17 protein-coding genes are annotated in these 24,917 nt (G+C 68.1%); 5 read left to right on the top strand and 12 right to left on the bottom strand.

Features of this window, described 5'->3' with window-relative positions; all coding sequences use genetic code 11:
- Positions 1-553 precede the first annotated feature (553 nt).
- The 9 genes from ACBJ59_RS60830 to ACBJ59_RS60790 form a co-directional block, all read right to left on the bottom strand.
- Positions 554-1,411 carry an ABC transporter ATP-binding protein gene (locus ACBJ59_RS60830; protein WP_375119037.1) on the bottom strand — a complete coding sequence of 286 codons (858 nt, stop codon included), beginning with the start codon at positions 1,409-1,411 and terminating at the stop codon, positions 554-556.
- A gap of 120 nt (positions 1,412-1,531) precedes the next feature.
- Positions 1,532-2,149 carry a hypothetical protein gene (locus ACBJ59_RS60825; RefSeq protein WP_375119036.1) on the bottom strand — a complete coding sequence of 206 codons (618 nt, stop codon included), beginning with the start codon at positions 2,147-2,149 and terminating at the stop codon, positions 1,532-1,534.
- A gap of 586 nt (positions 2,150-2,735) precedes the next feature.
- A complete protein-coding gene (locus ACBJ59_RS60820; RefSeq protein ID WP_375119035.1) occupies positions 2,736-6,281 on the bottom strand; it encodes a BTAD domain-containing putative transcriptional regulator in 3,546 nt (1,181 codons plus the stop codon).
- 267 nt (positions 6,282-6,548) lie between these two features.
- Positions 6,549-7,046, bottom strand: coding sequence for a transposase family protein (locus ACBJ59_RS60815; RefSeq protein ID WP_375119055.1), 498 nt, complete (start codon positions 7,044-7,046; stop codon positions 6,549-6,551).
- 102 nt (positions 7,047-7,148) lie between these two features.
- A complete protein-coding gene (locus ACBJ59_RS60810) occupies positions 7,149-9,269 on the bottom strand; it encodes an FtsX-like permease family protein (RefSeq protein ID WP_375119034.1) in 2,121 nt (706 codons plus the stop codon).
- A gap of 23 nt (positions 9,270-9,292) precedes the next feature.
- Positions 9,293-9,976: an ABC transporter ATP-binding protein gene (locus tag ACBJ59_RS60805; RefSeq protein ID WP_375119054.1), complete on the bottom strand. Its 684-nt coding sequence runs from the start codon at positions 9,974-9,976 to the stop codon at positions 9,293-9,295.
- A 2-nt stretch (positions 9,977-9,978) separates the two neighbouring features.
- On the bottom strand, positions 9,979-10,503 hold the full coding sequence (locus ACBJ59_RS60800; protein WP_375119033.1) for a PadR family transcriptional regulator: 525 nt from the start codon (positions 10,501-10,503) through the stop codon (positions 9,979-9,981).
- A 728-nt stretch (positions 10,504-11,231) separates the two neighbouring features.
- Positions 11,232-11,522: a hypothetical protein gene (locus tag ACBJ59_RS60795; protein ID WP_375119032.1), complete on the bottom strand. Its 291-nt coding sequence runs from the start codon at positions 11,520-11,522 to the stop codon at positions 11,232-11,234.
- Positions 11,523-11,746: 224 nt separating this feature from the next.
- Positions 11,747-12,307: a TetR/AcrR family transcriptional regulator gene (locus ACBJ59_RS60790; RefSeq protein WP_375119031.1), complete on the bottom strand. Its 561-nt coding sequence runs from the start codon at positions 12,305-12,307 to the stop codon at positions 11,747-11,749.
- Between the two features lie 118 nt (positions 12,308-12,425).
- On the opposite strand from ACBJ59_RS60790, the gene ACBJ59_RS60785 reads away from it, so the two are divergent.
- The 5 genes from ACBJ59_RS60785 to xerC all read left to right on the top strand — a co-directional run bounded on the left by ACBJ59_RS60785 (position 12,426) and on the right by xerC (position 20,229).
- A complete protein-coding gene (locus ACBJ59_RS60785; protein WP_375119030.1) occupies positions 12,426-13,118 on the top strand; it encodes an SDR family oxidoreductase in 693 nt (230 codons plus the stop codon).
- A 61-nt stretch (positions 13,119-13,179) separates the two neighbouring features.
- On the top strand, positions 13,180-14,235 hold the full coding sequence (locus tag ACBJ59_RS60780; protein WP_375119029.1) for an aldo/keto reductase: 1,056 nt from the start codon (positions 13,180-13,182) through the stop codon (positions 14,233-14,235).
- 101 nt (positions 14,236-14,336) lie between these two features.
- Entirely contained in the window at positions 14,337-15,341 is a 1,005-nt protein-coding gene (locus tag ACBJ59_RS60775) for an NADP-dependent oxidoreductase (protein WP_375119028.1), read from the top strand.
- A gap of 310 nt (positions 15,342-15,651) precedes the next feature.
- Positions 15,652-17,358: an alpha/beta hydrolase gene (locus ACBJ59_RS60770; RefSeq protein WP_375119053.1), complete on the top strand. Its 1,707-nt coding sequence runs from the start codon at positions 15,652-15,654 to the stop codon at positions 17,356-17,358.
- 1,293 nt (positions 17,359-18,651) lie between these two features.
- A complete protein-coding gene (gene xerC / locus ACBJ59_RS60765; RefSeq protein ID WP_375119027.1) occupies positions 18,652-20,229 on the top strand; it encodes a tyrosine recombinase XerC in 1,578 nt (525 codons plus the stop codon).
- A gap of 990 nt (positions 20,230-21,219) precedes the next feature.
- Here the strand turns inward: xerC and ACBJ59_RS60760 are convergent.
- From ACBJ59_RS60760 to ACBJ59_RS60750, 3 genes are all read right to left on the bottom strand, one after another.
- Positions 21,220-21,471 (bottom strand): hypothetical protein, encoded by a 252-nt coding sequence (locus ACBJ59_RS60760; protein ID WP_375119026.1) that lies wholly within the window; start codon positions 21,469-21,471, stop codon positions 21,220-21,222.
- A 167-nt stretch (positions 21,472-21,638) separates the two neighbouring features.
- The gene (locus tag ACBJ59_RS60755; RefSeq protein ID WP_375119025.1) at positions 21,639-22,757 is read right to left on the bottom strand and encodes a DUF6461 domain-containing protein; all 1,119 of its coding nucleotides are present in this window, start codon (positions 22,755-22,757) and stop codon (positions 21,639-21,641) included.
- Between the two features lie 77 nt (positions 22,758-22,834).
- On the bottom strand, positions 22,835-24,917 hold a 2,083-nt coding region (locus ACBJ59_RS60750; protein WP_375119024.1), incomplete at its 5' end, for a NucA/NucB deoxyribonuclease domain-containing protein.

The following is a 24,917-nucleotide window of genomic DNA, read 5'->3' as shown; positions in this document are numbered from 1 at the left end:
GCGGGAGCCGCGCGAACGCGACAGGAACCCGGTGATACGGAGGCCGTCCGAAACGGCGGGGCAGTCCCGGACGGCGCGGGCGGGCCGGTCGCCCCGCACCTGGAGAAGAGCGCGCGCCCGGAAGGCGGCCGGCTCGCCCGCCCTGCGGGGGTCTGGGGGCGGCGCAGCCCCCAGCCACCCCGTGCCAGACCCCAACCGGCACCCCGTGACCACCTGTCGCGTGCCCTTATTCCTCGCGAGCGCCGGCCGGAAGCGGAGCGCCAGCGGAGTCTTCCGGCCAGCGCGAGCGCCGCGCCCAGGGTCGGCCGAAGGCCGATCCACCGTGACGCGAGCGCAGCGAGCGCCCTGGCCGCGGAATATCCGGACCTGTACCCCGCACCGGGCGGAGCGGCATTCACGCGCCGGCTTCCTGATGGAGATCTGCGGTGAGTCCGGCGGGCCGGAGGCACGCAGTGCGGCGCTCCACCCGAGGGGGGTTCCCCGAAGGTCTTGTCCCGATGATCTGAGGGACGTTTGGTAGGGCGGCCCGCCCGCGACGGATCATTGCGCCTGGTCAGCTAGCATGAGTGACAGGCGGTGAGACGCTCCACTCGACGAGTGGGTTCCACACATTCGACCGCGAAAGGGGAAGATCACCGGGCCGATGCCATCTCCCATCTCGGGTGCCATCGCTGCACTTTTGCGCTGATCGCGGGCTACCTGAGTGAGTGTCACAACGGGCCGGTGATGACCCGCCGTTGAGCTCCACCGTGACCACGTCTCCGGCGATCTCGCGTTTGAGTCGGTCGGGCGAGTCCTCGGCGACCACCCGTCCGTGGTCGATGATGGCCACCCGGTCACAGAGCGCGTCGGCTTCCTCCAGGTAGTGCGTGGTGAGGAACACGGTCATGCCGTCGGCCCGCAACCGGCCGATCACCTGCCACATGCGCGCCCGGCTCTGCGGGTCCAGCCCCGCCGTCGGCTCGTCGAGGAAGAGGACCCGGGGCCGGTGGATGATGCCCAGGGCGATGTCGACCCGGCTGCGCTGCCCGCCCGAGTACGTCCCGCACTTGCGGTCCGCGTACTCGGTCAGCGCCAAGGTCTGGAGCGTCGCCTGGGCTCGTCGGCCCGCCTCCGTCTTGGACAGGCCGTACAGGCGGGCCTGCAGGACGAGTTCCTCGCGTGCGGTGGCCTCGTACCAGGTGCAGTTGCCCTGGGCGACGTAGCCGATGTGGCGTCTCACCTCTGCCGGCGCGGTGCGCGGGTCGGCTCCCGCCACCCTCGCGGTGCCGGCGTCCGCAGTGAGCAGGGACGCGAGGATGCGTACGGTGGTGCTCTTGCCCGCGTCGTTGGGACCGAGGAAACCGAAGATCTCGCCTTCCCCGACTGTCAGATCGACGCCGCGGACCGCCTCGACGCGCGCGTTCTTCACGCGGAAGGCTTTACGCAGATCTCGCGCCTCTATCGCGACCATGCCGGTCTCCCATCTCGAACCTGCCAAGACATCAAGCCGAGAGCGGCGCGCCAGGGGCGCCTGGCGCGCCGTCGCCGATCAGGAGATCTGGATGAAGGTGACCCGGTGGTCGGTGTAGGTCGTCTGGCTGTTGCCCGAGGTGTAGGTCGCCCGCACGAGGTAACGGCCCGACGAGAAGGAGAGGGTGTAGCCGGTTTCGTTGGCCACGCAGTTGCTGCCGGCGGTTCTGGAGGTGACGGCACCGACCTCGGCGCCCGTGTCGGCGTTGTACACCTTGAAGCTGATCGAGGTGTTCGGCTTGATGCCGTTACCGCCCACGCTCACCCTGGTGCCGGACGACACATGCATGGTCGGCACGCCGTTGCGTTCGTCGCCCTCGTAACCGGAGAAGTAGGGCCGGCCGAAGACCACGTAGGCGTGGGCGTCGGTCTTGCAGATCACCCTGTTGCCCGGACGTTCTATCCATAGCCGGTAGCTGTCGGTGATAGCGTCGTACTCGCACTCGTACGAGAGCCACCAGCCGGAGCTTACGCCGAAGGAGCCCCTGTCATGGCACTCGAATAATGAGTAGTAGCCTTCGATGACCCAGTAGTTGAATGCGGTCGACGAGGTCGCCGCCCCTGCGGTTGCCGCCGAGGAGCCTGTCGCGTGCGCAGCGGTCCCACCGTGAAAGGCGAGGGCCAGCGCCATGGCCACGGCAACGATGATTCTCCGTCTCATTGTTCTCCTCCCTGGTACATGAGCCGCGGAGCTCATGTGAGGACCGTATGGAGGCGCATTGACCTGGCTATGACGCGGCGATGACTTTGACAACGACCCTGGCTCTGGCAGGCGGCAGGTAGCAAACGACCAGGTCTTCCGGCCACGCTCTTCTCGCGGCAGGGCGAGGCAGCCATGAAACCGCCGCCACGTTGGCCATCACCGCCGGGCGTCGATGACAAAGCCCGGCACCGTGTCGGATGAGCTGAGCATCTGGTGAGGCCAAGGTGGGTCGAGAGCGTACGCCGCCCCGGTGGCCGAGCCGGTTTCTGGTGCGGTGCGAGCGCCTCCGGGTATTGGCCCCACCGCAGCGTTGAGCAGGTCGCGCGTGGAACTCGACGTTGCCGAGGTTGCCGAGCCGGATCGCTTGTCCGCCGGGGCGCCGCGCTGCTCGGACGCGGGCCAGCGCCCGCGTGTCCCCAGTTTGGCGTGCCTGGTGCCCAAGACGTTCCAGATTGTCGCCTGCCCGGCGGCTGCCCGCTGAGCGGGTGGCACTCTTGTGAATCAGCGGATCCAGGCGGGATCATCCGTTGGAGGGGCGGGGAGGGACGGCGCTATCGAGGAGGGCGGCGAGTTGGGCGCGGTTGTTGATGCCGAGCTTGCCGTACACCCTGGCCAGAGTGTTGTTCACCGTCGTCGGCGACAGTCCAAGACGCTGGGCGATGGAGCGGCTGCTGTGGCGTACGGCGAGCAGGGCCACCTCGCGTTCGCGCCGGGTGAGCACCTGCGCGATCCGCTCGTGCTGGAGCAATGGCGTAACGGCGCCTGGGCAGCGCGCGCGCAAGCCGGCCGCCCGCTCCAGCGCTAGTGCCACTTTGCCGGCCAGACCGGCCTGGCGGTAAGCGCGGACCGCACACATCGCGGTCTCGGCGGCGAGTAGGTGCTGACCGAGCTGGGCGAGGGCATCGGTGGCGTCCGAGAGTGCCTGGCCGTCGGCATGTTTGAGCCCGTGAGCCGCTCTGGCCAGCGCGTGGCTCAGTGGTGTGCCGAGGGCGGTGGCGAGTTCGTCGAGCCGGCGGCGTTCGCCGTCTCCGCCGAGGCGTAGCACGTCGTAGCGGGCCGTCGCCTCGACGCTGGGGAGTCCGATGGCGCGTGCCAGGTCGGCCGCGTACCGGGCACTGCTCACCGCGTCGGACAGGCGGCCCTCCGCCGCCAGCGTCCAGGCGTTGCCGAGCGCGATCCACGGGGAGAAGAGCCGGTTGGCCGGATTGCCGGTTCGGTCGGCGCGGTCCATCCAGGTTCGCGCGTCGTCCGCCGAGCCACCGAGGGCGGTGGCCGTAACCAGCCCTGCCAGGAAGAGATGGGTGAGCCGGAGGGTGTCGCGGCCGTCGAGCGCGTTGATCGCTTCCCTCAGGGATCGACCGGCGTCGGCCGGTCTGCCTTGCGCGCATTCCACGAGCCCGCGGAACCCGATATGACCGGCCGCCATCATCGGGCTCTGACCCGACAGCACCTGCCGATATCCGTCGTCGGCGACGTTCCAGGCCGTGTCCAGCTCGCCCATGGCCAGGTAAGCCAGGGTCCTGGCGACGCCGAGTTCGACCACGCCCCAGGGCAGCTCCGCCTCGTGCGCTTCGGCCAAGACCAGCCCGCGCTCGTGATAGCCGGCAGCATCCGCGGCACGCCCGAGAAACCCGGCCGCCGCCGTGGCCGCCGCGGCGGCCCAGATGACCGCCTGCGCACTCGCCGAGTCACAGACCAGCAGCCGGTCGGCGACGTCCAGAACGGCCGGGCAGCGCCCGTCGAACAGCAAGATCCACGAGCGGATCGCCTCGGCCAGGTCCTCTCCCGGCTGGCCGCGCAAGAGAGCCAGCGCCTGCTCGGCAGCGACCGCATCGCCGTTGCCCCAGTACACAGTCTCGGCACGGACGAGAGCCCACGGGAGCAGCTCGTCGCCGGCCGGGGTCTCGTCTGGCAGTACAGCCGCCGCCTCGGCGCTGCGCCCGCGGTATTCGAGCACCTCAGCCAGCAGCGCGTCGGCGTCCACGGACGGCTCGGCGTCCCGGGCGGCTCGTGCGAGGCGTTCGGCCAGGGCGAGATCCGCCCGGTTGATGGCCTGGCGTGCGCCGATCCGCACGATGTCCGCGCGCATCACCGCGCCGCCTTCGACCTGCCAGAGTGCGGCTCGTAGCAGGTCGTCCCGGCGGCGCAGCGGGGTGGCCAGCTGCGCGCCCGCGAGCCGCCACCACAACTGTCGGGCTCGGACAGGCGTAAGCCGGGTGCGTAGCACCTCGCCGTAGAGCGGGTGTGCGAGCCGTACCTGGATGCGGTTGCCCGCGCGCTCGGAGACGGCCAGGCCGTGCGCCTCGGCCTCGTCGATCGACGCCGGATCCACCAGCTGTGCCAGCAGCTCCGCCGGGAGCGGCTCACCACAGGCCAGTAGCTCCAGCACCACGGGGGTCGGCGGGCTAAGCGGGCGCAGGCGATCGGCGAGCATCTGCAGGATCGCGCCCTGGGGACGGTAGCCCTCCGCGAGGTGCCATACGCCGTGCCGCTGGCGCAGGGTGCGGCCGGTGATGGCCGTCGACAGCAGCTCGCGCAGCGCGAGAGGGTTGCCCGCGGCGAGGTCGTGCAGCCGGCGCCTGGTGACCCCGTCGATGTTCCCGTTGAGCGTGTGGCCGAGGAGCCGGTCCACGGCATCCGCCGGCAGCCTCTCGAGATCGAGCCATGGCGCCTGGCCGTCCTTCCACAGCGTCGTGATCGTGTCGGCGACGGGCGCTCCCGCGCGGTAGGTCGCGACCACGAAGGCCAGGCCCTGGGCCGCGAGGTGACCGATCAGTGCTGCAGATCCGGTGTCCAGCAGGTGCGCGTCGTCGACGCCGATGACGACGGGTTGAGCCGCGCCGTATTCCCGTAGTCGCTCGGCTGCCGCCGCCAGCACCGACAGCCCCTGGCCGTCGGGGATCTGGCCCGCAGGAAGCAGGCCGGCCACCGCGCCGAACGGGATCGAGGCCAGCGCGCCTGTCGCCGCCACCCACTCGGTGCGGCGGTCCTGCGCCTGCGCCAGCGCCAGGATCTCGCGGGCCAGCCGGGTCTTGCCGATGCCCGCCTCGCCGGAGATCACCACGCCTGTCGTCGCGCCTCGCCGCAGGTGCGACCGGATCGTGTCCAGCTGTTCGTCCCGCCCCACCAACGGCCAGCCCTGCATGGCGACCGCCGCCGGGGTCGGGTCGCTGTACGCGGGCGGCAGCGCGTCGGCCTCCTTGAGCCCGTCGGCTCGGTCGGTGGGCGCGGCCACGTCGGCAGGTGGCTGCGCGGGCACCACCTGCGGCATCGTCGGTGCGGTGGGCAGGGGGCCCGGCAGCGCTTGCGGCATGGCCGGCCTTTCGGCGGCGGCCTCCCGCTCGTTTTCCATGAGGATCGCTTGCTGCAGCTCTCGCAGTCGTGGCCCTGGCTCCAGACCCAGCTCGGTCCGCAGGACGCGACGGGCCCGCTGGTAGGCCTCCAGCGCCTCGGCGCGCCGCCCGCAGCCATCCAAGGCCGTCATCAGCAGCGTCCAGCTGCGTTCCCGCAGCGGGTGCTCCCGTACCAGGAGATCCAGTTCCTCAGCGATGTCAGCGTGCCGGCCCAGCCGCAGCAGCGCGTCGGCGTGGTCCTCGACCGCCCTCAGCCGCAGTTGCTCCAGCTGGGTCGCCCGCGCCTCTACCCACCGAGTAGGCGGCACATCCGCCAGCACCGGTTCGGCGGTGCTCCACATCGCCAGCGCCCGGCCCAGCCTTGCCGCAGAGCTCTCGAAACGGCCCGCCTCCAGCTCACGCCGCCCGGACGCCACGCCTTGTTCGAACACGACCGCGTCGATGTCTCCATCCTCGTCGGCGCGGAGCTCGTAGCCGCGCCGACGACCGGCCAGGACATGGCCGCCCACGAGCCGGCGCAACCGCGTGACGTAGGCGGCGATCGTGTTGGTCGCCGTTTTCGGTGGCCGCTCACCCCACACCGCATCCACCAGCGTGTCCGTGCTCACCACTCGCCCTGCCTCGACCAGCAGCACCGCCAGGACCACCCGCTGCTGCTCGGCCGCCACCCCTACCCAGCTACCGCCCGTGTGCACCCGTAACGGACCCAGCATCCGAAACCGCATCGCCCCGTGCCTCCCCATCCGGCATCGCAGAGAACACTTCGTCGGAGAACGGCCTACGGATGACGGCCGGAGTCATCGCCACGTCATAGCGAGGTCATGCCATTCATCTTGGGACGGTCGCGTGGATGCGCTGGCGGATGACCTCGCTGGTCTGCCGGGCCGATCCATCTGGACGGCCCCTTCGGCATGTCGCGCGTCTCCGCGCGATGCCGGAGCCGCCGGATTTATGGACGTCGCGGGGACATTGAGGTTTTCTCAGCGACTTTCACATGATCCGTCCGTGCTCAAAGTGGGTGAGAACGAGCGCAGCTCGCGCCACGTCGCCAATTCGTGAGGGGCTGAGCGTCGAATGCTCTGAAGTGTGCGCCAGCGCTGCTCCAAGAGAGCAAAGCCGCGTTCGCCGAGACAACGAAGGCCGCGAAGAAGGGCGTTCCTGGTACGCGTATCCACGTCCAATTCACCGCCGGCGGGCTGCTTGATCGGCACGTGCACGCCGATACCAGCGCCTTCGTAGCCCGAGTCGGCCAGCAGCGGCATGTCCTTCAGGTACGGCCGGATGGTGGCAAGAACCTGTTCTCGGGCTGTGGTTACGTCATGCGTGGAGCCCGGCAGCGGGTCGGATATCCAGATCGGGAAGCCATCGGGGAGGAAGATCGCTTGAAGGTTGGCGGTGAAGGCGTGGGCCTTGCCGGAATACCACGCGTCGATGTCTTTCCCTTTCTTGCTGAGCTTTGTTCCGGCAACGCGGTCGATGCTGGCCAGGGTGCGGTCCAGGATCAGATGCGAGACCCCGTCGCGTTTGGCTCGCTCTCACTGAAGCCGCGCGACGGCTTCAGGAACACCCAGGGGCCTTCGCTACTCGAAGCGGACGGCGTCGTGCCTGGTGGCGCTGTCGATCAGGGGCAGCGTCAGCATCGTCATGGCCAAGGCCACCAGCACGCCGCCGCCGAGGAGCGCGGCGAAATCCCAGCCGGGCGCCGCGTACGGCTGCGCCGCGATGATCGAGATCGCCACAGGAGGCACCGACGCCAGCACGACCGCCAGGAACACCATGAACACCAGAGGTACGGCCGTTTCCAGCAGCGCGATGCGGCGCAGTTCGCCGAGGCCGAGCCCGGCGGCGCGGAGTAGCGCGAAGGGTCGGCGCCGTTCGGTGAGCCCGCCGATGAGAGAGATCGTCAGGCTGCAGCCCGCCACCAGGAGGACGAAGAGCATGACGACGCGCATCCCGGTGTCTAGATCGGAGAAGATGCGAAATTCGACGGTCTGGCGGAAGATGTCACGGCTGGTGCTGACGATCGCCCGTGGCAGCAGGGACGAGGCCTGTGTACGGACGCGTTCCTCAGCGGCGACGCTGCCATCGGTCTGCACGTACAGGGCGTGCACTGGCAGGCCGGTCGCATTGGGACCGGGCTCGACGACCGGCCCGCCCGCGGCCCACATCCCCATGGCGGCGGTGTCGGGCATCTGGAGTTCGGTGCCCAATCCTGGCGGCAGCGGGCAGGTCACGCGGACGACTTTGGCCAGGTCGGCGCAGGGCACGGCGACACCGCCGCTGGGTACGCCACGTGCCACGACCACTCCGCTGGACATCAGCGGTGCCAGTACGGTGGCGGGCTGGCCGCCCGCGTAGATCTCCACCACGCCGGGGCGCAGCCGTACATCGGACGACACGCCAGGCGTCGCCCCAGCCGAACCGATGCCAAAGAAGCTGGCCAGCAACGTGGTGACGAACACAGCCGCGGCGACACCGCCGACCGAGCGGTAGGCCGCCCGCGGGTCACCCACGATGCGCCGAGCCGCGATAAGGGTGGTGGCATGCCGGCCGTACCGGACCATGGCCCGGCCGACGACCAGGCACGCCCACGGCCCGATCACGACGGCACCTGTCAGGGTGCACAGCAGCAGGGCGTTGATGACCCCGTCGTTCGCGGCCATGAGATCGGGCCGGATGTGCAGCACGACGGCGTCGACGGCGAACCCGGCGACACCCACCCCCAACGGCAGCGCCCGCCAGGCCGTGGGCGGCTTCAGGGGTACCCGGCTGCCCACTCTCAGCGGGGTGATCCGCACCCGGCGCAGCGAGAGGACCGTGGTGAGCGTCGCCAGCACCGGCACGCCGGCAAGGACGACGATCAACTGGGCGAGCGGCACGACGAGGTCGGCGATAAAGAAGCGACCTCCCTGGTAGCCCCCGTACTCCACGATGTTCGCGACGGCCGGCCGCGCCGCCAGATAGCCCAGCCATCCGGCGATGGCGCCGGCCACGGCGCCCAGGCCGGTCTCCGCGGCTGCCATCACCGCGGTCTGCAGCCTGGTCGCCCCGACCATGCGCATCGCGGCGAGGCGTTGCTGGTGGCGGGCAGCGGCGAGCCTGGCGACCATGATCATGAAGATCAGGATCGGGAAGAGCATGAGGATCGTCGCCATGATCAGGCCGGCTCTGAGGAAGTCGATGAGGTCGAGAGCCTGCGTCTCTATCCCGTGCACCATCTGGGCTCCGCCGAGCCGGCGCAGTTCCTCGGGCGTATGGCCGATGACCGCCACGAGGTGGTCCGGATGGCGGAGCCCGGCATCACCGATGGTCATGGTGACCCGGCCGGGGATACGGTCGTCGAGTTGATCGTCCGGCGTGGCCGCGAGAAGGTCACGCATCGCGGGTGAGACCGCGACCTCGCCCGCCAATGGCAGCCGATCCAGTCCTGGCGGGACAGGGGGACGCGATCCGAGCGCCGCCACGTGGACTCGATGCAGTGGCCTGTCCGCGTAGTGATCGCTGACCGCGAGCCACAGCGCCGGATCGGGTGCCGTCGCCTCGGTCGAGGCCTCCGTGTCCTGCCAAGCCGACCTTTCCAGCCGCCCCTGGAGCGCGGACTGGCCGGCCAGGCCGAACAGGAGCAGCATGATCCCGACAGCGACGCCCACGGCCGTCAGCACCAGTCCGGGCAGGCTCCTTCGCCCGCCCGCGAGCGCCATCCTCAACCCGAGCAGCACACTCATCACACGGCCTCCCAGTTTCTCGCGGGGCGGACGACCCGGCCGTCTCGTACGGTGACCGTCCGATCGGCATAGGCGGCGATCCGCGGTTCGTGGGTCACCATGAGCACGCAGGTGCCCTGGGCCCGAACCTCGTCGATCAGCACCTCCATGACCTGGTCAGCCGCCACGGAGTCCAGCGCCCCGGTCGGCTCGTCGGCGAACAGCACCCGGGGACCCGCGATCAGCGCCCGGGCGATCGCCACCCGCTGCGCCTGCCCTCCCGACAGATCGCCAGGCAGCCGGTCGTGGAGCCCGTCCAGACCGAGCCGCGGCAGCCAATCCCGGGCAGCAGAGAGCGCGGCCCGGCGGCGGTCCCCGGCCAGCAGCAGCGGCAGCGCGATGTTCTCCGCCACCGGCAGCTCGGCCACCAGTTGCCCGAACTGGAAGACGAAGCCGAAGATCGTCCTCCGCAATCGGGTACGCCGGTGGTCATCCAGCAGGTCGATCCGCATGCCGTCGAGAGTCACCTCGCCGGCGTCGGGGGTAAGAATGCCCGCCAGACACTGCAGCAGCGTCGACTTGCCGGATCCGCTGGGACCCATGACCGCCAGCACCTCCCCGGCATTCACCGAGAGGCCGGCGCCACGCAACGCGTGGGTGAGGCCGAAACTCTTGTGCAGGTCGCGGCAGGCCAGCACGTCCATCGTCACCGCACCTCCGCCGCGAGCGCGGCCAGCCGACCGGCCGCGTGGTCGATCCAACGCAGGTCGGCCTCAATATGAAAGAGCTGGTAGTCGGCGAGCAGGGCGCCGTGCGTCTCCGTCGCCTCGCGCCGCAGCTTGGTCAGCTCACGCATCCTGGCCATGTGGCGCTCGCGCTGAGCGTCGAGGAACTCCTCGGCCGAGCGACCGGAGATCAGCGCCAGTACGACCTTGGTGAACAGCACATTCTGGAGCTGGGGCTGCGGATCCTCCGGCTCGGCCAGCCAACGGTCCAAATCGGCCACTCCCTCCGGGGTGATCGCGTACCGCTTGCGGTCCGGTCCCGCGCCCGGCTCCACGCTGACGATCTCGGCCAGCCCGTCACGCACCAACTGGGCGAGGACGCGGTAGATCTGGCCGAACCGGATCGGCTTGGCATCGCCGAATCGACGGTCGTATGACTGCTTCAGGTCATAGCCGTGGCGAGCGTTTTCCTCGATCAGCCCTAGCAGCGTGTATGAAACGGACATGCCAGCCACTATACCTGGCGAGTATACCCATTGGGTAGAATCCCTTCGGTGTCTGGCGAGGGCGGTCGTCACTGATCGTCGAAGTGCGGTGGCCACCATGCTGCGCGCCGTCTTCGAGCAGCCTCGGAATCTTCTCGGAAGCCTCTGTCAATCCTCTTCGCTAGCCACCGCACTGCGTGCCTTCGGCTGGCTGGACGCGCCGCAGGTCACGATGGGGCCGTGCTCCACGATGACCCCATGCCCGAGCCTGCCCCCTGGCGGCCGGCGATCATCGACGCTGGCTACAGCACGTCCTCCGCCTGGCGGGACCACGTGCCGACCTCCCCCACGGCCCGCTCAAGGAGCGGCATACGGCACCCGGGTCCTTCCTCCCGACGGGCCCGACGACGCAGGAGCACAGAACTGACCTGTTTCAGAACTGACCTGTTTGGTGCCTTTGCCGGCGGACAGGTAGACGTACACAGGCATGCACACGTGGACGTGCAGCGCCTGTTCCGTTGGCGGCATCCCTGTCCTGGTAGGGCCGAGGCCACCCGTAGGGAGAGCGCTTCACCTTCATGTGCACGGATGTGATCACGGGCATGGTTCCGGTGGGAACGGTGAGAAGGCAGCGGTCTGTCTGCCAGTGATCCTCGAGTGTCAGCGCGACGGGGCGTCTTGGCTGTGAGCTGCACCATGCCTCCCCGATGGCGGTATCCGGTGTATGAACCCCCCGGTCTGCTACGCAGTCATTCCTGGTTCGCGAGGCCGGCGATGGCGAAGTCGGCCTCGACATGCGGCAGTCGGCCCTCCAGGCCACCCAGAGCCTCCGGCGCGCCGGCCATGCCCGCCGTGCCGCTGCCCCATGCCTGGTCATCATCATGCAGTGTCCATGCCTGCACCAGCACCTCGGCACCGGCGGCCAATGGCTCCCGCGTCACAGCGAACCCGATCCCGGCCCGACGACTCGCACCGGTCACCACCGCGACACGACCGGCCAGAGGACCTCCCTGCACACTTGCGCTCTCTTCGACGGTCATCTGGAGATGGTCGCTGGTCCGGCTGAACGCCACCGTCCCTTTTGTCGTCCGTCAACTCACACTTCGGTGCGGCAGTGCGGGCCAACCCACTGCCTGATATGCCTTACAAGCCCTCATGCGGCTGACCAGCTGCTTCGCTTGACAACCCAGATAACAGTGGCAGATTGCGCCGGCGCGCCTGTGCAAGTCGGCGGGCCAGAAGACGCCCGGCGTCCGGTCCCCGATTAGTCGGTCGCAGTCAAGACTGCGCGGGCGGCGGTGAGGATCTCCTCGGACAGAGGGGTGTCTCTGGTGGCGCGGGCCAGGAGAAGTGCGCCGAACATGGTGCACAGGCGGGTGATGCCGTCCTGGTCGTCGGTGGCGAGCCAGGCGGCGAAGTCGGTGACGCCTTCGGCATAGACGCGGTGGGCTTCGCGGTCGCCGGGTTCGCGGGCGATGTCGGTGGCGAGCGCGGCGACGGGGCAGCCGTCCCCAGCATCGTCTCGGTGCTCGATGGACAGGTAGGCCTCGATGAATGCACGCTGGGCGGCCTCGGGTCGTCCGGCGTACTGCTCCAGCGCGGCCGTGTGACGCTCCTGGAATTCGCCGAAGGCATGGGCGGTGGCCTCGTCGACGAGCGCCTCCTTGGAGGCGAACTGCTTGTAGAAGCCGCCATGGGTCAGGCCGGCCGCCTTCATGAGGTCGGCGACGCTGACGTGGGTGCCCTGCTCGCGGAACAGACGGGAGGCGGTCTCCACGATTCGCTTGCGGTTCTCCTGCGCCTGTTCGCGCGACACGCGGCCCATCAGCCACTCCCGTACTTGGATGTCGTTTGACTTCTATCCTATCCTCTGTTTTAGATGATAAACATAATCTATCGCGTGGGGCGGATTCTCGTCCGCGACCCTCGACTGAGGAGCAGGCATGGAACTGAAGAACGCGGTCGCCGTGGTCACCGGCGCCAACCGGGGGCTGGGGCGCCACCTGGCCGCCCAGCTCGCCGAGCGCGGAGCGAAGGTGTACGCGGCGGCGCGCCGCCCGCAGAGCGTGGATCTGCCCGGTGTCATCCCGCTGCTCCTGGACGTGACCGACGCGGAATCGATCCGGACCGCGGCCGGTATCGCGTCGGACACGACGCTGCTGATCAACAACGCGGGCATCTCCACCGGCGCGACGCTGATCGCCGGCGACGTGAACGAGGTGCGCCGGGAGATGGAGACCAACTTCTACGGCCCGCTCGCCGCGACCCGGGCCTTCGCCCCTGTCATCGAGGGCAACGGCGGCGGCGCCATCCTCAACGTCCTGTCCGTGCTGTCCTGGCTGCACCCGGCCGGTCTCGGCTCCTACGCCGCGTCCAAGGCCGCAGCCTGGGCGCTGAGCGACGCGACCCGTGAGGAGCTGGCCCCTCGCGGCATCACCGTCTCGGCGCTGCATGTCGGCTACATGGACACCGACATGGCCGCCGACGTGCCCGCCGACCAGAAGATCTCGGCCGCCGACGTCGCAGCCCAGGCGCTGTCCGGCATCGAGACGGGCCTGCCCGAGATCGTCGCCGACGAGCTCACCCGGCAGGTCAAGCAGGGCCTGGCCGCCGCGCCCCGGCCGAACGCGGCCTGACGCTCTCCCGCTTCCACCTCGGCACTTCCGCCTTCTTGATTCCCTCACGCAAGGAAATCTGATGCGTTACATGACCTTCGGACAGCGGACCGGACTGCGCGTGTCCGAGTACGCGCTCGGCACCGCGAACTTCGGCACCGGCTGGGGCGCCGGTGCCGAGCCCGACGAGGCCCGCCGGATCTTCGACCGCTTCGCCGAGGCCGGCGGCACCTTCCTCGACAGCGCGGATGGTTACCAGTTCGGCGAGTCGGAGGAGCTGACCGGCAAGCTGATCTCCGCCGACCGCGAGCACTTCGTCCTGGCCACCAAATTCGCCCTGGGCGCCGCCCCGCAGCCGGGCATCTCCAGGACCGGCAACAGCCGCAAAAACCTGATCGCCTCGGTGGAGGCCAGCCTGAAGCGCCTGGGCACCGACTACATCGACCTGCTCTGGGCGCACTTCCCCGACCAGCTCACTCCGGTGGAGGAACTCCTGCGCGGACTCGACGACCTGGTCAGCGCAGGCAAGATCCACCACGCCGCGCTGTCCAACTTCCCCGCCTGGCGCGTCTCGCGCGCGGTGACCCTCGCCGACCTGAAGAACTGGGCGCCCATCGTCGGCATCCAGCACGAGTACAGCCTGGTCGAGCGCACCGCCGACCGCGAACTGCTGCCGATGGCAGAAAGCCTCGGGCTGGGCGCCGCACTGTGGTCACCGCTCGGCGGCGGCCTGCTCACCGGCAAGTACCGCCGCAGCGCCGAAGGGCGCCTGAGCGACCTGGGCATGGTCATCCACACCGAGAGCACCGACCAGAAGACCGCCGTCGTCGACACCGTCCTGGCCATCGCCCAGGAGACCGGCGTGACACCCGCCCAGGTGTCGGTGGCATGGGTCCGCGAGCGCGCCGCCCGCTCCGTGGCCACGCTGGTCCCGATCATCGGCCCGCGCAACCTCACTCAGCTCGACGGCTACCTCGGCGCCCTCGACGTCCGGTTGACCGACGAGCAGTACACCCGCCTCAACGAGATCAGTGCCGCGCCGCTGGGCGTGCCCCATGAGGGGATCGCCGCCTCCCTGGACCGTCTTCAGGGAGGTAACACCAGCCGGATCATCGCTCCGGTCGTACCGGTGGGCTGATGCCTGCGCAACCGCACAGCAATGACCACCACGTGTCTTGTGCCAGGACCAGCCTGCGACAGGCCACGCTCACGCCCCGCGGACGGGGAACGGAGACGACGATGAAAGCTTTCATGATCGAGCGGTACGGCGACAAGGCGGACCTGCGCGCAGCTGAGCTGCCCGACCCGCAGGTGGGCGCGGACGACGTGCTGATCCGGATCCACGCCGCCGGCGTCAACCCGCTCGACCTCAAGATCCGGGATGGGGCGTTCAAGGCGATCCTGCCCTACCGGCTCCCGCTCATCCTGGGCAACGACCTGGCCGGGGTGGTGACCAGGGTGGGCCCGGCCGTCACGCGGTTCGTCGTGGGCGATGAGGTCTACGCGCGTCCCGGCAAGGACCGGATCGGCACGTTCGCCGAGCTCATCGCCGTCCACCAGGACGAGGTGGCGATCAAACCGGCCACCCTCACCATGCCTCAGGCCGCCTCCCTTCCCCTGGTCGCCCTGACCGGGTGGCAGGCGCTGGTCGAGCGGGCACATCTGCGGCCGGGCCAGAAGGTTCTGGTTCACGCGGGCTCCGGCGGCGTCGGCACCATCGCCATCCAGCTGGCCAAGCAGTTGGGCGCGCACGTGGCCACCACCGCGAGCACGGCCAAGCTCGACCTGGTGAAGGAACTCGGCGCGGACGTCGTCATCGACTACAAGCAGCAGGACTTCGCGACGATCCTGCACGACTACGACGTCGTCCTGGACACCCTCGGCGGCCAGACGCTCACCAGCTCCGTGCAAGTCCTCAAACCCGGCGGGCGGCTGATCAGCATCTCCGGTCCTCCCGACGCCGCCTTCGCCCGCGAGCTGGGCGGAGGCGCGGTCCTGCGGCTGGCGATGAGCGCGATGAGCTTCCAGATCCGGCGTCGTGCCAAGCGCCGCGCCGTGCCGTATTCCTTCCTGTTCATGCGGGCGAGCGGCGATCAGTTGCGCGAGCTCACGGCGCTCATCGACGCCGGGAAGATCCATCCCGTCGTGGACCGGGTGTTCCCGTTCGAACAGACCCCGCAGGCCCTGGCCTACGTCGAGCAGGGCCGCGCGACGGCCGGCAAGGTCGTCGTCTCGATGATGTGAAACGGGCGCCCCCACCACAAGCCACCAACACCTACCAACACACCACGCAGGCGGGCAGCCACCGCCGTCTCCGGCCGTCCGTCACCCACCACATCGTCCGAGAAACAAGCATGAGGAGGTCCTTCACCATGAAGGTCATCAGTCGAGAAGCACGGCAGTTCGCGCAGTTCCTGGAGAGCGTGCGGGCCAAGTCGTCGGTGCCGGGCCTGGACCTGGCCGTCGTCCGCGACATCGTCGAGAGCCACCACCTGGCGTCGACCGAGCCGGAAGGGTCACCTACGCCGAAGCGGACGCCGGCGGCGTTCCCGCCCTGTGGGCCATCCCCGAGGGCACCGACCCCGACCGGGCCCTGCTGTACTTTTACTTCGGCGGGTCGGTCGTCGCCTCGATGCATTCGGATCGCAAGGCCGCTGGCCACATCGCCAAGGCGGCCGGCATCCGCTCGCTCGTCGTGGACTTTCGCCTGGCACCCGAACATCCCTACCCAGCCCAGCTCGACGACGCCGAGGCGGCCTACCGATGGCTGCTGTCGCAGGGCTACGAGCCACGCCACATCGGCAGCACCGGCCACTCGATCGGCGGCACCCTAGCGATCATGCTGCCGCTGCGCCTGCTGGCCCTGGGCGAAGCGACGCCGGGCGCGATCGTCAGCATCTCGCCGTGGACCGACCTGACCATCGGCAATGCCACGACGGAGACCAACGCCGGCACCGACAAGATACTCACCAAGAGCACGCTCGAACTCTTCCGGGCCGCCTGGCTGCAGGACCCCGCCGTGGACTTCACCGACCCCAAGATCAGCCTCCTGCACGCGGACCTGACCGGCCTGCCACCCACCAGCGTGCACTACGGCGAGCACGAACTCCTCGCCGGTGAGGGCGCCGAATTCGCACGCCGCCTGGCCGACTTTACGGTCCCCTCCGAAGTCCGCCCAATGCCTGAGGGACAGCATTCCTTCATCCTGGGCGCGGGGCGTGTGCCCGAGGTGGACCAGGGGCGATCGAGCAGAGAGGTTGGTGGCTGCGCCGCCACCTCGGCGCCTGAACACCAAAAACCTCTCGTCACCGCCGGTGCGACTGGTTATCGCGTTGCGGGGAAAGCGGCGAAAGAATACGCGTTATACCGCGTCACCACCCCGCCTTGGCCGTGCGGCGCAGACGCTCATGGATGGCCCTGGCGCCAGAGAAATACCCGGATCGATTTACCATGGAGAAACCGTGAGCACCACGTACAAGGACGTGCCCACGCAGACGGTCGATGCCGGCGGAACGAGTTTCGCCTACCGGTAGCTCGGCACGGGAAACGGCGTCCCCGTGATATTCCTCAACCACTTGACCGGGGTCTGGAAAATTGGGATCCCAGGACGGCGCCGCCAGACATCGGATGCTCACTTTCGACAACCGAGGCGTTGGCGCGTCACAAGGCACGACACCGGACTCGGTGGCCGCGATGGCACATGACGCCATCGCCGTCATCCGGCGATGGGCTTCGAGCAGGTCGATCTCCTGGACTTCTCGCTCGGCGGCATGCTCGCTCAAGTGATCGTGGAAGAAGAGCCGAAGCTTGTTCGCAAGCTCATCCTCGCCGGCACAGGCCCAGCGGGTGGCTGCGGCCGTGGCATCGACAAGGTGACCTCGCTCACCATTCGCGACACGATAAAGGCGCGCTGACCTTCAAAGATCCCAAGCAGTATCTCTTCTTTACTCGAACAGCAAACGGCCGGACGGCGGCTCGGCAGTTCCTGGAGTGGCTGAAGGAGCGTATGGACAACCGGGACAAAGCGATTTCGCTCACGGCTCTCCGCGCTCAGCTCAAGGCCATCCACGCCTGGGGCTGCAAGACCCCTTTGACTTGTCCGACATTCAGCAGCCTGTTCTGGTGGTCAACGGCGAAGAGGACAGGATGGTGCCTAGCAGCAATTCTGTCGACTTGGGCCACCGGCAGCGGCCTGCTCGCAGGCGACCTGAACGACATCCGCTTGGAGATGGCCACCACTATTTCGGCACCCTGTCGGTGATCGCCACCGGGCGGGGTGGCCTGGGCCTCGGCCGTGGTGGGCTTGAGCGGGCGCTGGTGCGAGGCCACCAGCAGCGTTGTCGAGAACGGCGTGCGTGGGCTCAGCAGGTCAGAAGATTTGCGTTGTCTTGTGCGCGAGCAGTCTGTCGACGCCATGCGATGCCTTTTCGCATCGGTATCGCGCGGCTGGCAGCTTGATCAAGACTTGGCTCATCGGGTAGCAGAAACCGGACCGGCGTGCTCGCCAGCCCTTCTGTCTCGGTGTTTCCCTGATCGTCCTTTGGGTCTGGCCTGACAGCGGGCCCATTCGGGGCTCGGAACGCCGGGCCATGTGCTGGCCCCATGCCGAAGAGCAAGCAGCGAGCAACCAACGGCATCTCTCGGCCTCGCTGAAGGTCCCTGAAATCGAGAAACACGCAGGTCAGATGGGGTATAGTGTAGTAGGGCGCCCGGGGCTCGAACCCGGAACCTACGGATTAAAAGTCCGGAGTTTTGTTTCCACATGCCAGAGCGTGCCGTGTTCTGCCGCGCGGGGTTCAGAAGTGCCAGCGCAAATGCATCGAATCCGGACGCTCATTCATGAAGCGCTGGCGGCGATTTGTCCGTAAATGTCATAGATTTGATACCGTGTGCCGCCGTTGGTTGCTCGGTGCAGGTGCCGATGTGGTTTGACTGAAGATTGACCTGTCGCGCTGTCCTAACTCGGCCTTTCTGGCCGGTATTTCAATAAGTGACAGGGATGATTCGCCCCGCCAGATCGGAGCGTCTGATGGTGACCGTACAGTTCAGCCATTTCGCCGAATCTCGATGTTGCGCCTTCCCTGCCAGCTGAGGCCGCCGCCCCGCGCTCAGCGCGGGGCCTTCTGCATGAGACCGGCGTTCTCTGGCCGAGGCATGCAACCGGACGCCCCGGGCCCCGGGCCCGGCCGAAACGTGCGCCGGGGCGTGTGACCAGCGGATATCGCTTGACATGGGTGGTGAAGGTGGGCGTCGATACCGACCGCCCCGGACCAGTCGGTGGCCCCGAACGTCCCCGCTGCAGCGCCCATAACGGGCCTGTGCGGGCCGACCGGGACCGCCCTCCGTCCGGGGCACGGCAATCCCCACTTCGGGTCGCCCGACGGCGACCGGCGCGGTGATGGGCCGGGTACGCGATGCCGCCGGTGGCGTCATGGACCGGCTCACCGCACCGACGGCGCTCGGTGGGGCGGGGATGGGGGAGCGCCGCAGGAAGGGCGACGTCGAGCGGTCGGCGACGCGAGGTCAGCGAATCAGGGAAGGCGCGACAGCGACGATGAACGGAACCACCTTCAAGACATGTTCCTGCCGGGACGAGGCGACCGGCAAGAAGCTGGGCAAGGCCTGCCCGAAGCTGCGCCGCCCCGGTGGCGGGGAGCGGTGGAGCAGCACCCACGGCCGCTGGGCCTACCAGCTCGAGCTGCCCGCGCACGCCGACGGGCGGCGGCGTAACCCGCTGCGACGGCGCGGCTTCGCCACGCTGGAGGAGGTCGAGGCCGAGCTGGAGCATGCCCGGGCGCTGCTGGCGCTGGATGAGGACCCGCACATCCAGCGGAAGATCACCGAGCTGATGCTGTCCATGCTCAAGGACACCAAGACGCTGCCGCCGGTAGAAGAGGTGCGGCGCAAGGTCCGCACCCGCCAGGACCTCAACCCCACCGTCACGGTCGCCGAATGGATGCAGGAGTTCCTGCGGCGCAAGCGGAAGATCGACGCCACCACCCGCCGCTCGTATGAGGCGCACATCCGCCTCTACTTCACCCCCTACCTGGGTGACATCCGGCTGGACCGGCTCCGGGTATCGGATGTGGCGGGCATGTTCGATGCGATCGAGGAGTTCAACGACGTCATCGCCACCGAACGCGCCAGCGGCGACCCTGCCCGGGTGGCATCAGTCCGTTACCGGCGGCCGGTCGGCCCGGCCACCATGCACCGCATCCGCGCCACCCTGCGGCACGCCCTCAACATCGCGATCAAGCAGGATCGGCTGATCGACTTCAACCCCGCAGCGGTCGTCGAACTCCCCGACGCCGAACGCCCCAAGGCGCTGGTGTGGACCGATGAGCGGGTCGCCGCCTGGAACCGGGACCTGCAGCACCGACTGGACGTCGAGCAGCAGCGGCGCGGAGCCCGGCTCAGCCGCGCCAGCATGATCAACGTATACGCGTCCGTGCCCCGGCCATCGCCGGTGATGGTCTGGACGCCCTCGCACACCTACACCTTCCTCGCCCAGGCGGCCACCCACCGGCTGTTCGCGCTGTATCGGCTGATCGCCTTGCGCGGGTTGCGCCGGGGTGAGGCGGTCGGGCTGCGCTGGAAGGATGTCGACTTGACCGCCGGGACGGCAGGGGTGCATTGGCAGATCACCCAGCTGGGCTGGGAGCCGGTGCAGGGCAGGCCGAAGACCGAGGCCAGCGACCGCACCATCGCCCTCGATGAGGACACCGTCACCGCGCTGCGCGCGCACCGCAAGCGTCAAGCCGCCGAGCGGCTGGCCGCGGGCGAGACCTGGATTGACAGCGGGTTCGTGTTCACCGACGAGATCGGTCGGCCGCTACATCCGCAGCAGGTCAGCGACCAGTTCTACCAGCTGGCCTTCCGGGTGGGGCTACCGCCGGTACGGCTCCATGACCTCCGCCATGGGGCCGCGTCCCTGATGCTGGCCGCCGGGGTCGATCTGAAGGTGGTGCAGGAGACCCTCGGCCACGTCTCCTCCACCTTCACTCGCGACACCTACACCAGCGTCTACCCCGAGGTGGCCCGCGCCGCCGCCGAATCCACCGCTGCCCTCGTCAACACCGCAGCCGCAGGCGCCCAGACCGCCCGGCTGATCATCCTGCCGACCCACACCTGAAACACCACCTGAACCACCGAAACCAGGCAGGCCCGCCGACCCTTCGGCGGGCCTGCCTCATGCCCTCAGTGGCTGTCGCACAGGCGACGCAAGGCCGAGCGATCCTGAACCTGCGCGATGCACGCCAAGCAGCTCGCTGCGAGAAGCAGCGGATCTTTAATCTGCTGGTCAGAAATGCCTGGTGAGCAGGACGAGCCGGCTTGGACAAGTCTTGATCTCACATGAGGCCGCCGTTGATCGGCGAGGATGTGCAGGCCTTCTGGCTTGATCTTCTGATGGTCGTCTCTGAGGTCTGAACCGACGATGGCCGCCTAAATGATCTACCGTCATACACGATCCGTACACAAGAGCAACCACCGAGCAACCAACCATGATCAACAGCGAGATTCGAGGCCGGCGAAAACCGAGAAACCCCAGGTCTGGCGCGGTATTGAAGAGTAGGGCGGGTGGGACTTGAACCCACGACCCACGGATTATGAGAATCCTCGGTGAATATCACTAGGTGCCATCGGGTGTTGTTCTGTATTGTTATGGTCGGGATTGTCTGCGCCGACGTGTCGGACGGTGTTATCCCGTGCCTGGTTGTGGGGCGTACACGCGAGCAATCACCGAGCAACCATACGTTCTTGACTATCGGCATTATGTGCAATTTTGTCAAATTTCGGCGCTGCTGCGTAGGGCCGGGCCTGCAAGATAAGCTCGTGCTTCATGGCAGATTGAACGCGTACGAGTAACCGCCGAGCAGTCAGCCGCGAGGGATTGCACTCGTTGCTCGCCGCTCAGCAACCCTGTCAGCCTCAAATACTTCAGTCGCCGCGACCGAGGCTGCGGCTTTGCTGGAGGCGCTGGTTCTTCAGCACACTCCTCCGTAGCAGCAGTGCGGGCAACGACAACAGGTGGCGAGTAACGGCTTACACCGTGGACAAGATCATGAGACATGATCCCAGGCGACCCGAACCAGTTGCTCGGCGCCACATCACCTCCCGTCCATCAGACGAGGACCTCTGCCCAACGCGATTCAAGTTTCTTGAGCCCCACAGGATGTCCCCGATCGCGACGGCTGGGCGTGTATAGCCGCTGGCGCGACAGCACGGCGACGCGTTCGTCCCAGTCGAGGGAGTCGGCGAGAAGATCGTTGTAGGGCGCGGCGCACGCCGACAATGCCGCCTCGCCCGCGGCCGTCCTCTCTCGCAGGAAGGGGACGGCCGCCGCCAGCAGCTCGCCCTCCGAGTCGTACAGCACCGCCTGATCGGTTAGCCGCCCCTGGCGAGGAGGCCTGTACCCGCCTCCGACATGCCACCATGACCGGCCATCATCGTGCTGACCGCGCCAGGATCGATCAGACCGGGACGTCGACATTCCTGTCCCTGGGGAGTTCCGGTGCGCCGGAGAGCCCGGCACGTCGCTCCTCAGCGGGGCGGGTCGCTCTCCTCAATGAACGAGGCTGCGGCGGACAGCGCGCGATGGCGGGCCACGTCTCCGTTCTCGCTGCTGAGATAGACCCCGCCGGTGTCGTTGACGACCTGTATCGCGAAGGCGGCGGCCTCCTCGCTGGGCGTCAAGGCGGTCTGCAGGACGACCGCGGCAGCCGCCTTGATCATCAACCGGCCGTACGTGGTGCCGTGGCCAGGCGCCACCCAGTCCTCCCGGTCCTGCGGTGCGAGGGCGGCGTACGCCTCGCGGGCCTGTATCCGGAAGTCCTTCTCGGACCGGGCCAGCCTGCTCCGCACCTCGTCCGCCCGGCCGGAGCGCCGGTCTCCCGCCGTGATCAGTTCGAGGGCCTCCGTCACGTCCGGTCCCTCGATGCCGGCCGTGGCCACGGCCATCTCCGCTGCCATCCGGATGATCTCTTCCGCCTTGTCGGGTGTCGGCTCGGCGATGATCCTGGCGATGCGCGGATCGGCCTCGGCAATGGCCTTGATCTCATCGTCCACCCGCAGCCGCCGGGGCCGCCGAGGCAGGCGGACCGGCCCGAGCGTGAACATCGGGCGAGGCCGCGCCAGCCAGTCCTCGTCCATCCGTACGCCGGACAGCTCCTCGCCGAGCGCCAGTGCGGCGGCCCTCCAGTCCTCCCGCCAGTGCGCCGCCGTCACCTGGTGGCCGTCGAGCCAGGCCAGGCCGGTCGGCGGTAGGGCGTCGACGTCGTAAGCGTCGAACCGGGCCACGACCTCCCCGGCCGTGGCGTAGGTGACGAGGCTCTGACCCGTGCCCGTCCAGCAGACGCTGTAGGCCTCCTGTCCCGCACCGCTGAGCACTTCGGGGACGGCGCCGCGGAAGTTGAACGGCTCCACCGTGATGAGCCACTCACCGTGTCGCACGGCCAACATGGCCCCGTCCTCGTCCTCGTCCAGGTCCTCGTACGCGGTAGCAAGCAGTTCTTCCCAGGTGCCCTCGGCTGCCCCTTCCGGATCGCCACCGAAGCGGCGGACCAGACCCTCGGAGTCCGACGTGCGCACCCAGGAGACGCACGCCATGTCGTCGAACATCGACATGGACAGGCTCCGGTAGAAGTCGAAGCTCGAACTCATGGATCACCTTTCGCACGCCGAGGCGGGAGCAGCATTTTTGCGGCTCCCGCCCCTATTTGTCGAACGTTCTCGGGCTACTACTGAGGCTCCGGCCCGAGGGCGTACGCGCCCAGGCCGTCGATGGTGCACACCGTCGTCCCGAGTTCCGGCAGCTCCTCAGGGGTCGGATCGGTGACCACTATCCCTGGAGCCTCGCCGACCGGCTTGGTCTGGCCCTTGGGGATGATGTTCACCCAGAACGGGAAGTTGTCGCGAATCCGGTGCCGTTGGTAGAAGACGCTGGTCCGGGAACCGGACGAGCAGTTGTCGCTGGCCTTGATGGTCTTGATGGAGTAGTCGTACTTCGGGTTAGCCGCGCCCTCCAGCGTGCTGGCGAAGGGGAACTCGTCGCAGTGACCGCTGTATCCCGGCCAGAGTTGCCGGCACTTGGGGATCGAGACGGCCCGGTTGTTGTTGATGGTCGTCTGGTTCCGAGTACGGTGCAGGCACAGTGCCCCGCCCGGGCCGTCGCAGCCGGGGTTGGCCCAGTCGAATCTGCCGGGGATCAGCTTGGCGGTTCCCTTGTCGGGATCGGTGTTCCCCGGTTCGTAGAGCGCCTTCAGCCAGTGCGCCGCGGACTGCTCGACCTTCTTCTGATTACCGTCCAGCACGAAGACGGGCCGGATAGTGCCGAGGATGCAGCCGCCCGTGTACGCCTTGATCCAGTCGGCGCTGTCGCACAGGAACGTGGGGTTCCACTTCTTGCCCTGATAGTCCGGGTTGAGGACCTGGTAGTTGTCCGGCAGTTCGGGGTTCTGGGTGTATTTGATGCCGGGGTAGATGCTGCATGTGTTGCCCTTGTCAGGGCTGGTCGACATGGAGTTCTCCGGCACGCTGAGCACGATGTCGAACACCGGGTTGCCGCGCCACCGGTCGACCGTTGTCTCCTTGCCGTCACCGAGCGGCTTGGTGACGCCGTCCGTGTCGACGAAGGTGGCCTTGCAACCGGTCTCCCCGAGTCCGATCTTGAAAGTGCGCTTCTCCCAGTTGCTCGCCTGCACGTTGATCTCGTCTATGGTGATCCGGACGCCGATCTGCCGGCTGTTCATGCCCGAGGGACCGTTGCGGGCCCGGGTCGGGTTCGCGGCCTTCTGTGACATGCCTACGTAGGTGTGGAAGGTGACCGTCATACGGGCCCACCAGTTGGCGTCGCTGAAGAGCGGCACATTGCGGTCGACCTGGCTGTCCTCATCACGCTCGCCGATCCAGGTGGCGTAGCAGAGGCTGTAGGAGTTCTTCGAGTGCCAGGCCCGCTTGTGCAGCGAACCGACGTAGTCCGGATTGTTGATCTTACCGACCTCCGTCCGGCACTCCTCAGGGGTCACGTGTTCGTAGGGGAACCGTCTCGCCGCGAGCTGGGCGTCACTAGCCTCCGACCGGCTCTTCGCGGGCGACGACGACAGGTCCACGTTCAGCAGTTGCCAGTCCGACCAGGGGCCGGAGGCGCCACCGGCGGTGGCGCGGGCCCGCCAGCGAAGCCATTGGCCGTCCGACAGCTTCCCGGTCGGGACCTGTACGGTGCCGACCTGGCCGGAGGGGACGTTGGCGGTGCTGCCGGACCAGATGAGGCCGGTTTCTTCGCTGTAGTCCGGATCATGCTCCACCTGCACCTCAAGGGTGGATGGACGTGATTCGGGGTCGCTGACCCTGGCCTTCAGTCGTGGTGTCAGCGATGACGTCGTTGTCCCCCCGAACCATGTCGTCGACGGCTCGACGGACAGTTCTGCCACCACTGGCTTGGAAACGTCCACGTTCAGCAGTTGCCAGTCCGACCAGGGGCCGGAGGCGCCACCGGCGGTGGCGCGGGCCCGCCAGCGAAGCCATTGGCCGTCCGACAGCTTCTCGGCCGGCACCTGCACGGCGCCCACATACCCCGATGCCACGCCGGACGTGCTGCCGGACCAGATGAGGCCGGTTTCTTCGCTGTAGTCCGGATCATGCTCCACCTGCACCTCAAGGGTGGATGGACGTGATTCGGGGTCGCTGACTCTCGCCTTCAGTCGTGGTGTCAGCGATGACGTCGTTGTCCCCCCGAACCATGTCGTCGACGGCTCGACGGACAGTTCTGCCACCACTGGCTTGGAAACGTCCACGTTCAGCAGTTGCCAGTCCGACCAGGGG

This window comes from Nonomuraea sp. MTCD27 (genome assembly GCF_041950495.1).
GTDB lineage: Bacteria > Actinomycetota > Actinomycetes > Streptosporangiales > Streptosporangiaceae > Nonomuraea.
The sequence above is the reverse complement of the archived record's forward strand: the minus strand, read 5'-3'. Positions and strand labels throughout refer to the sequence as shown.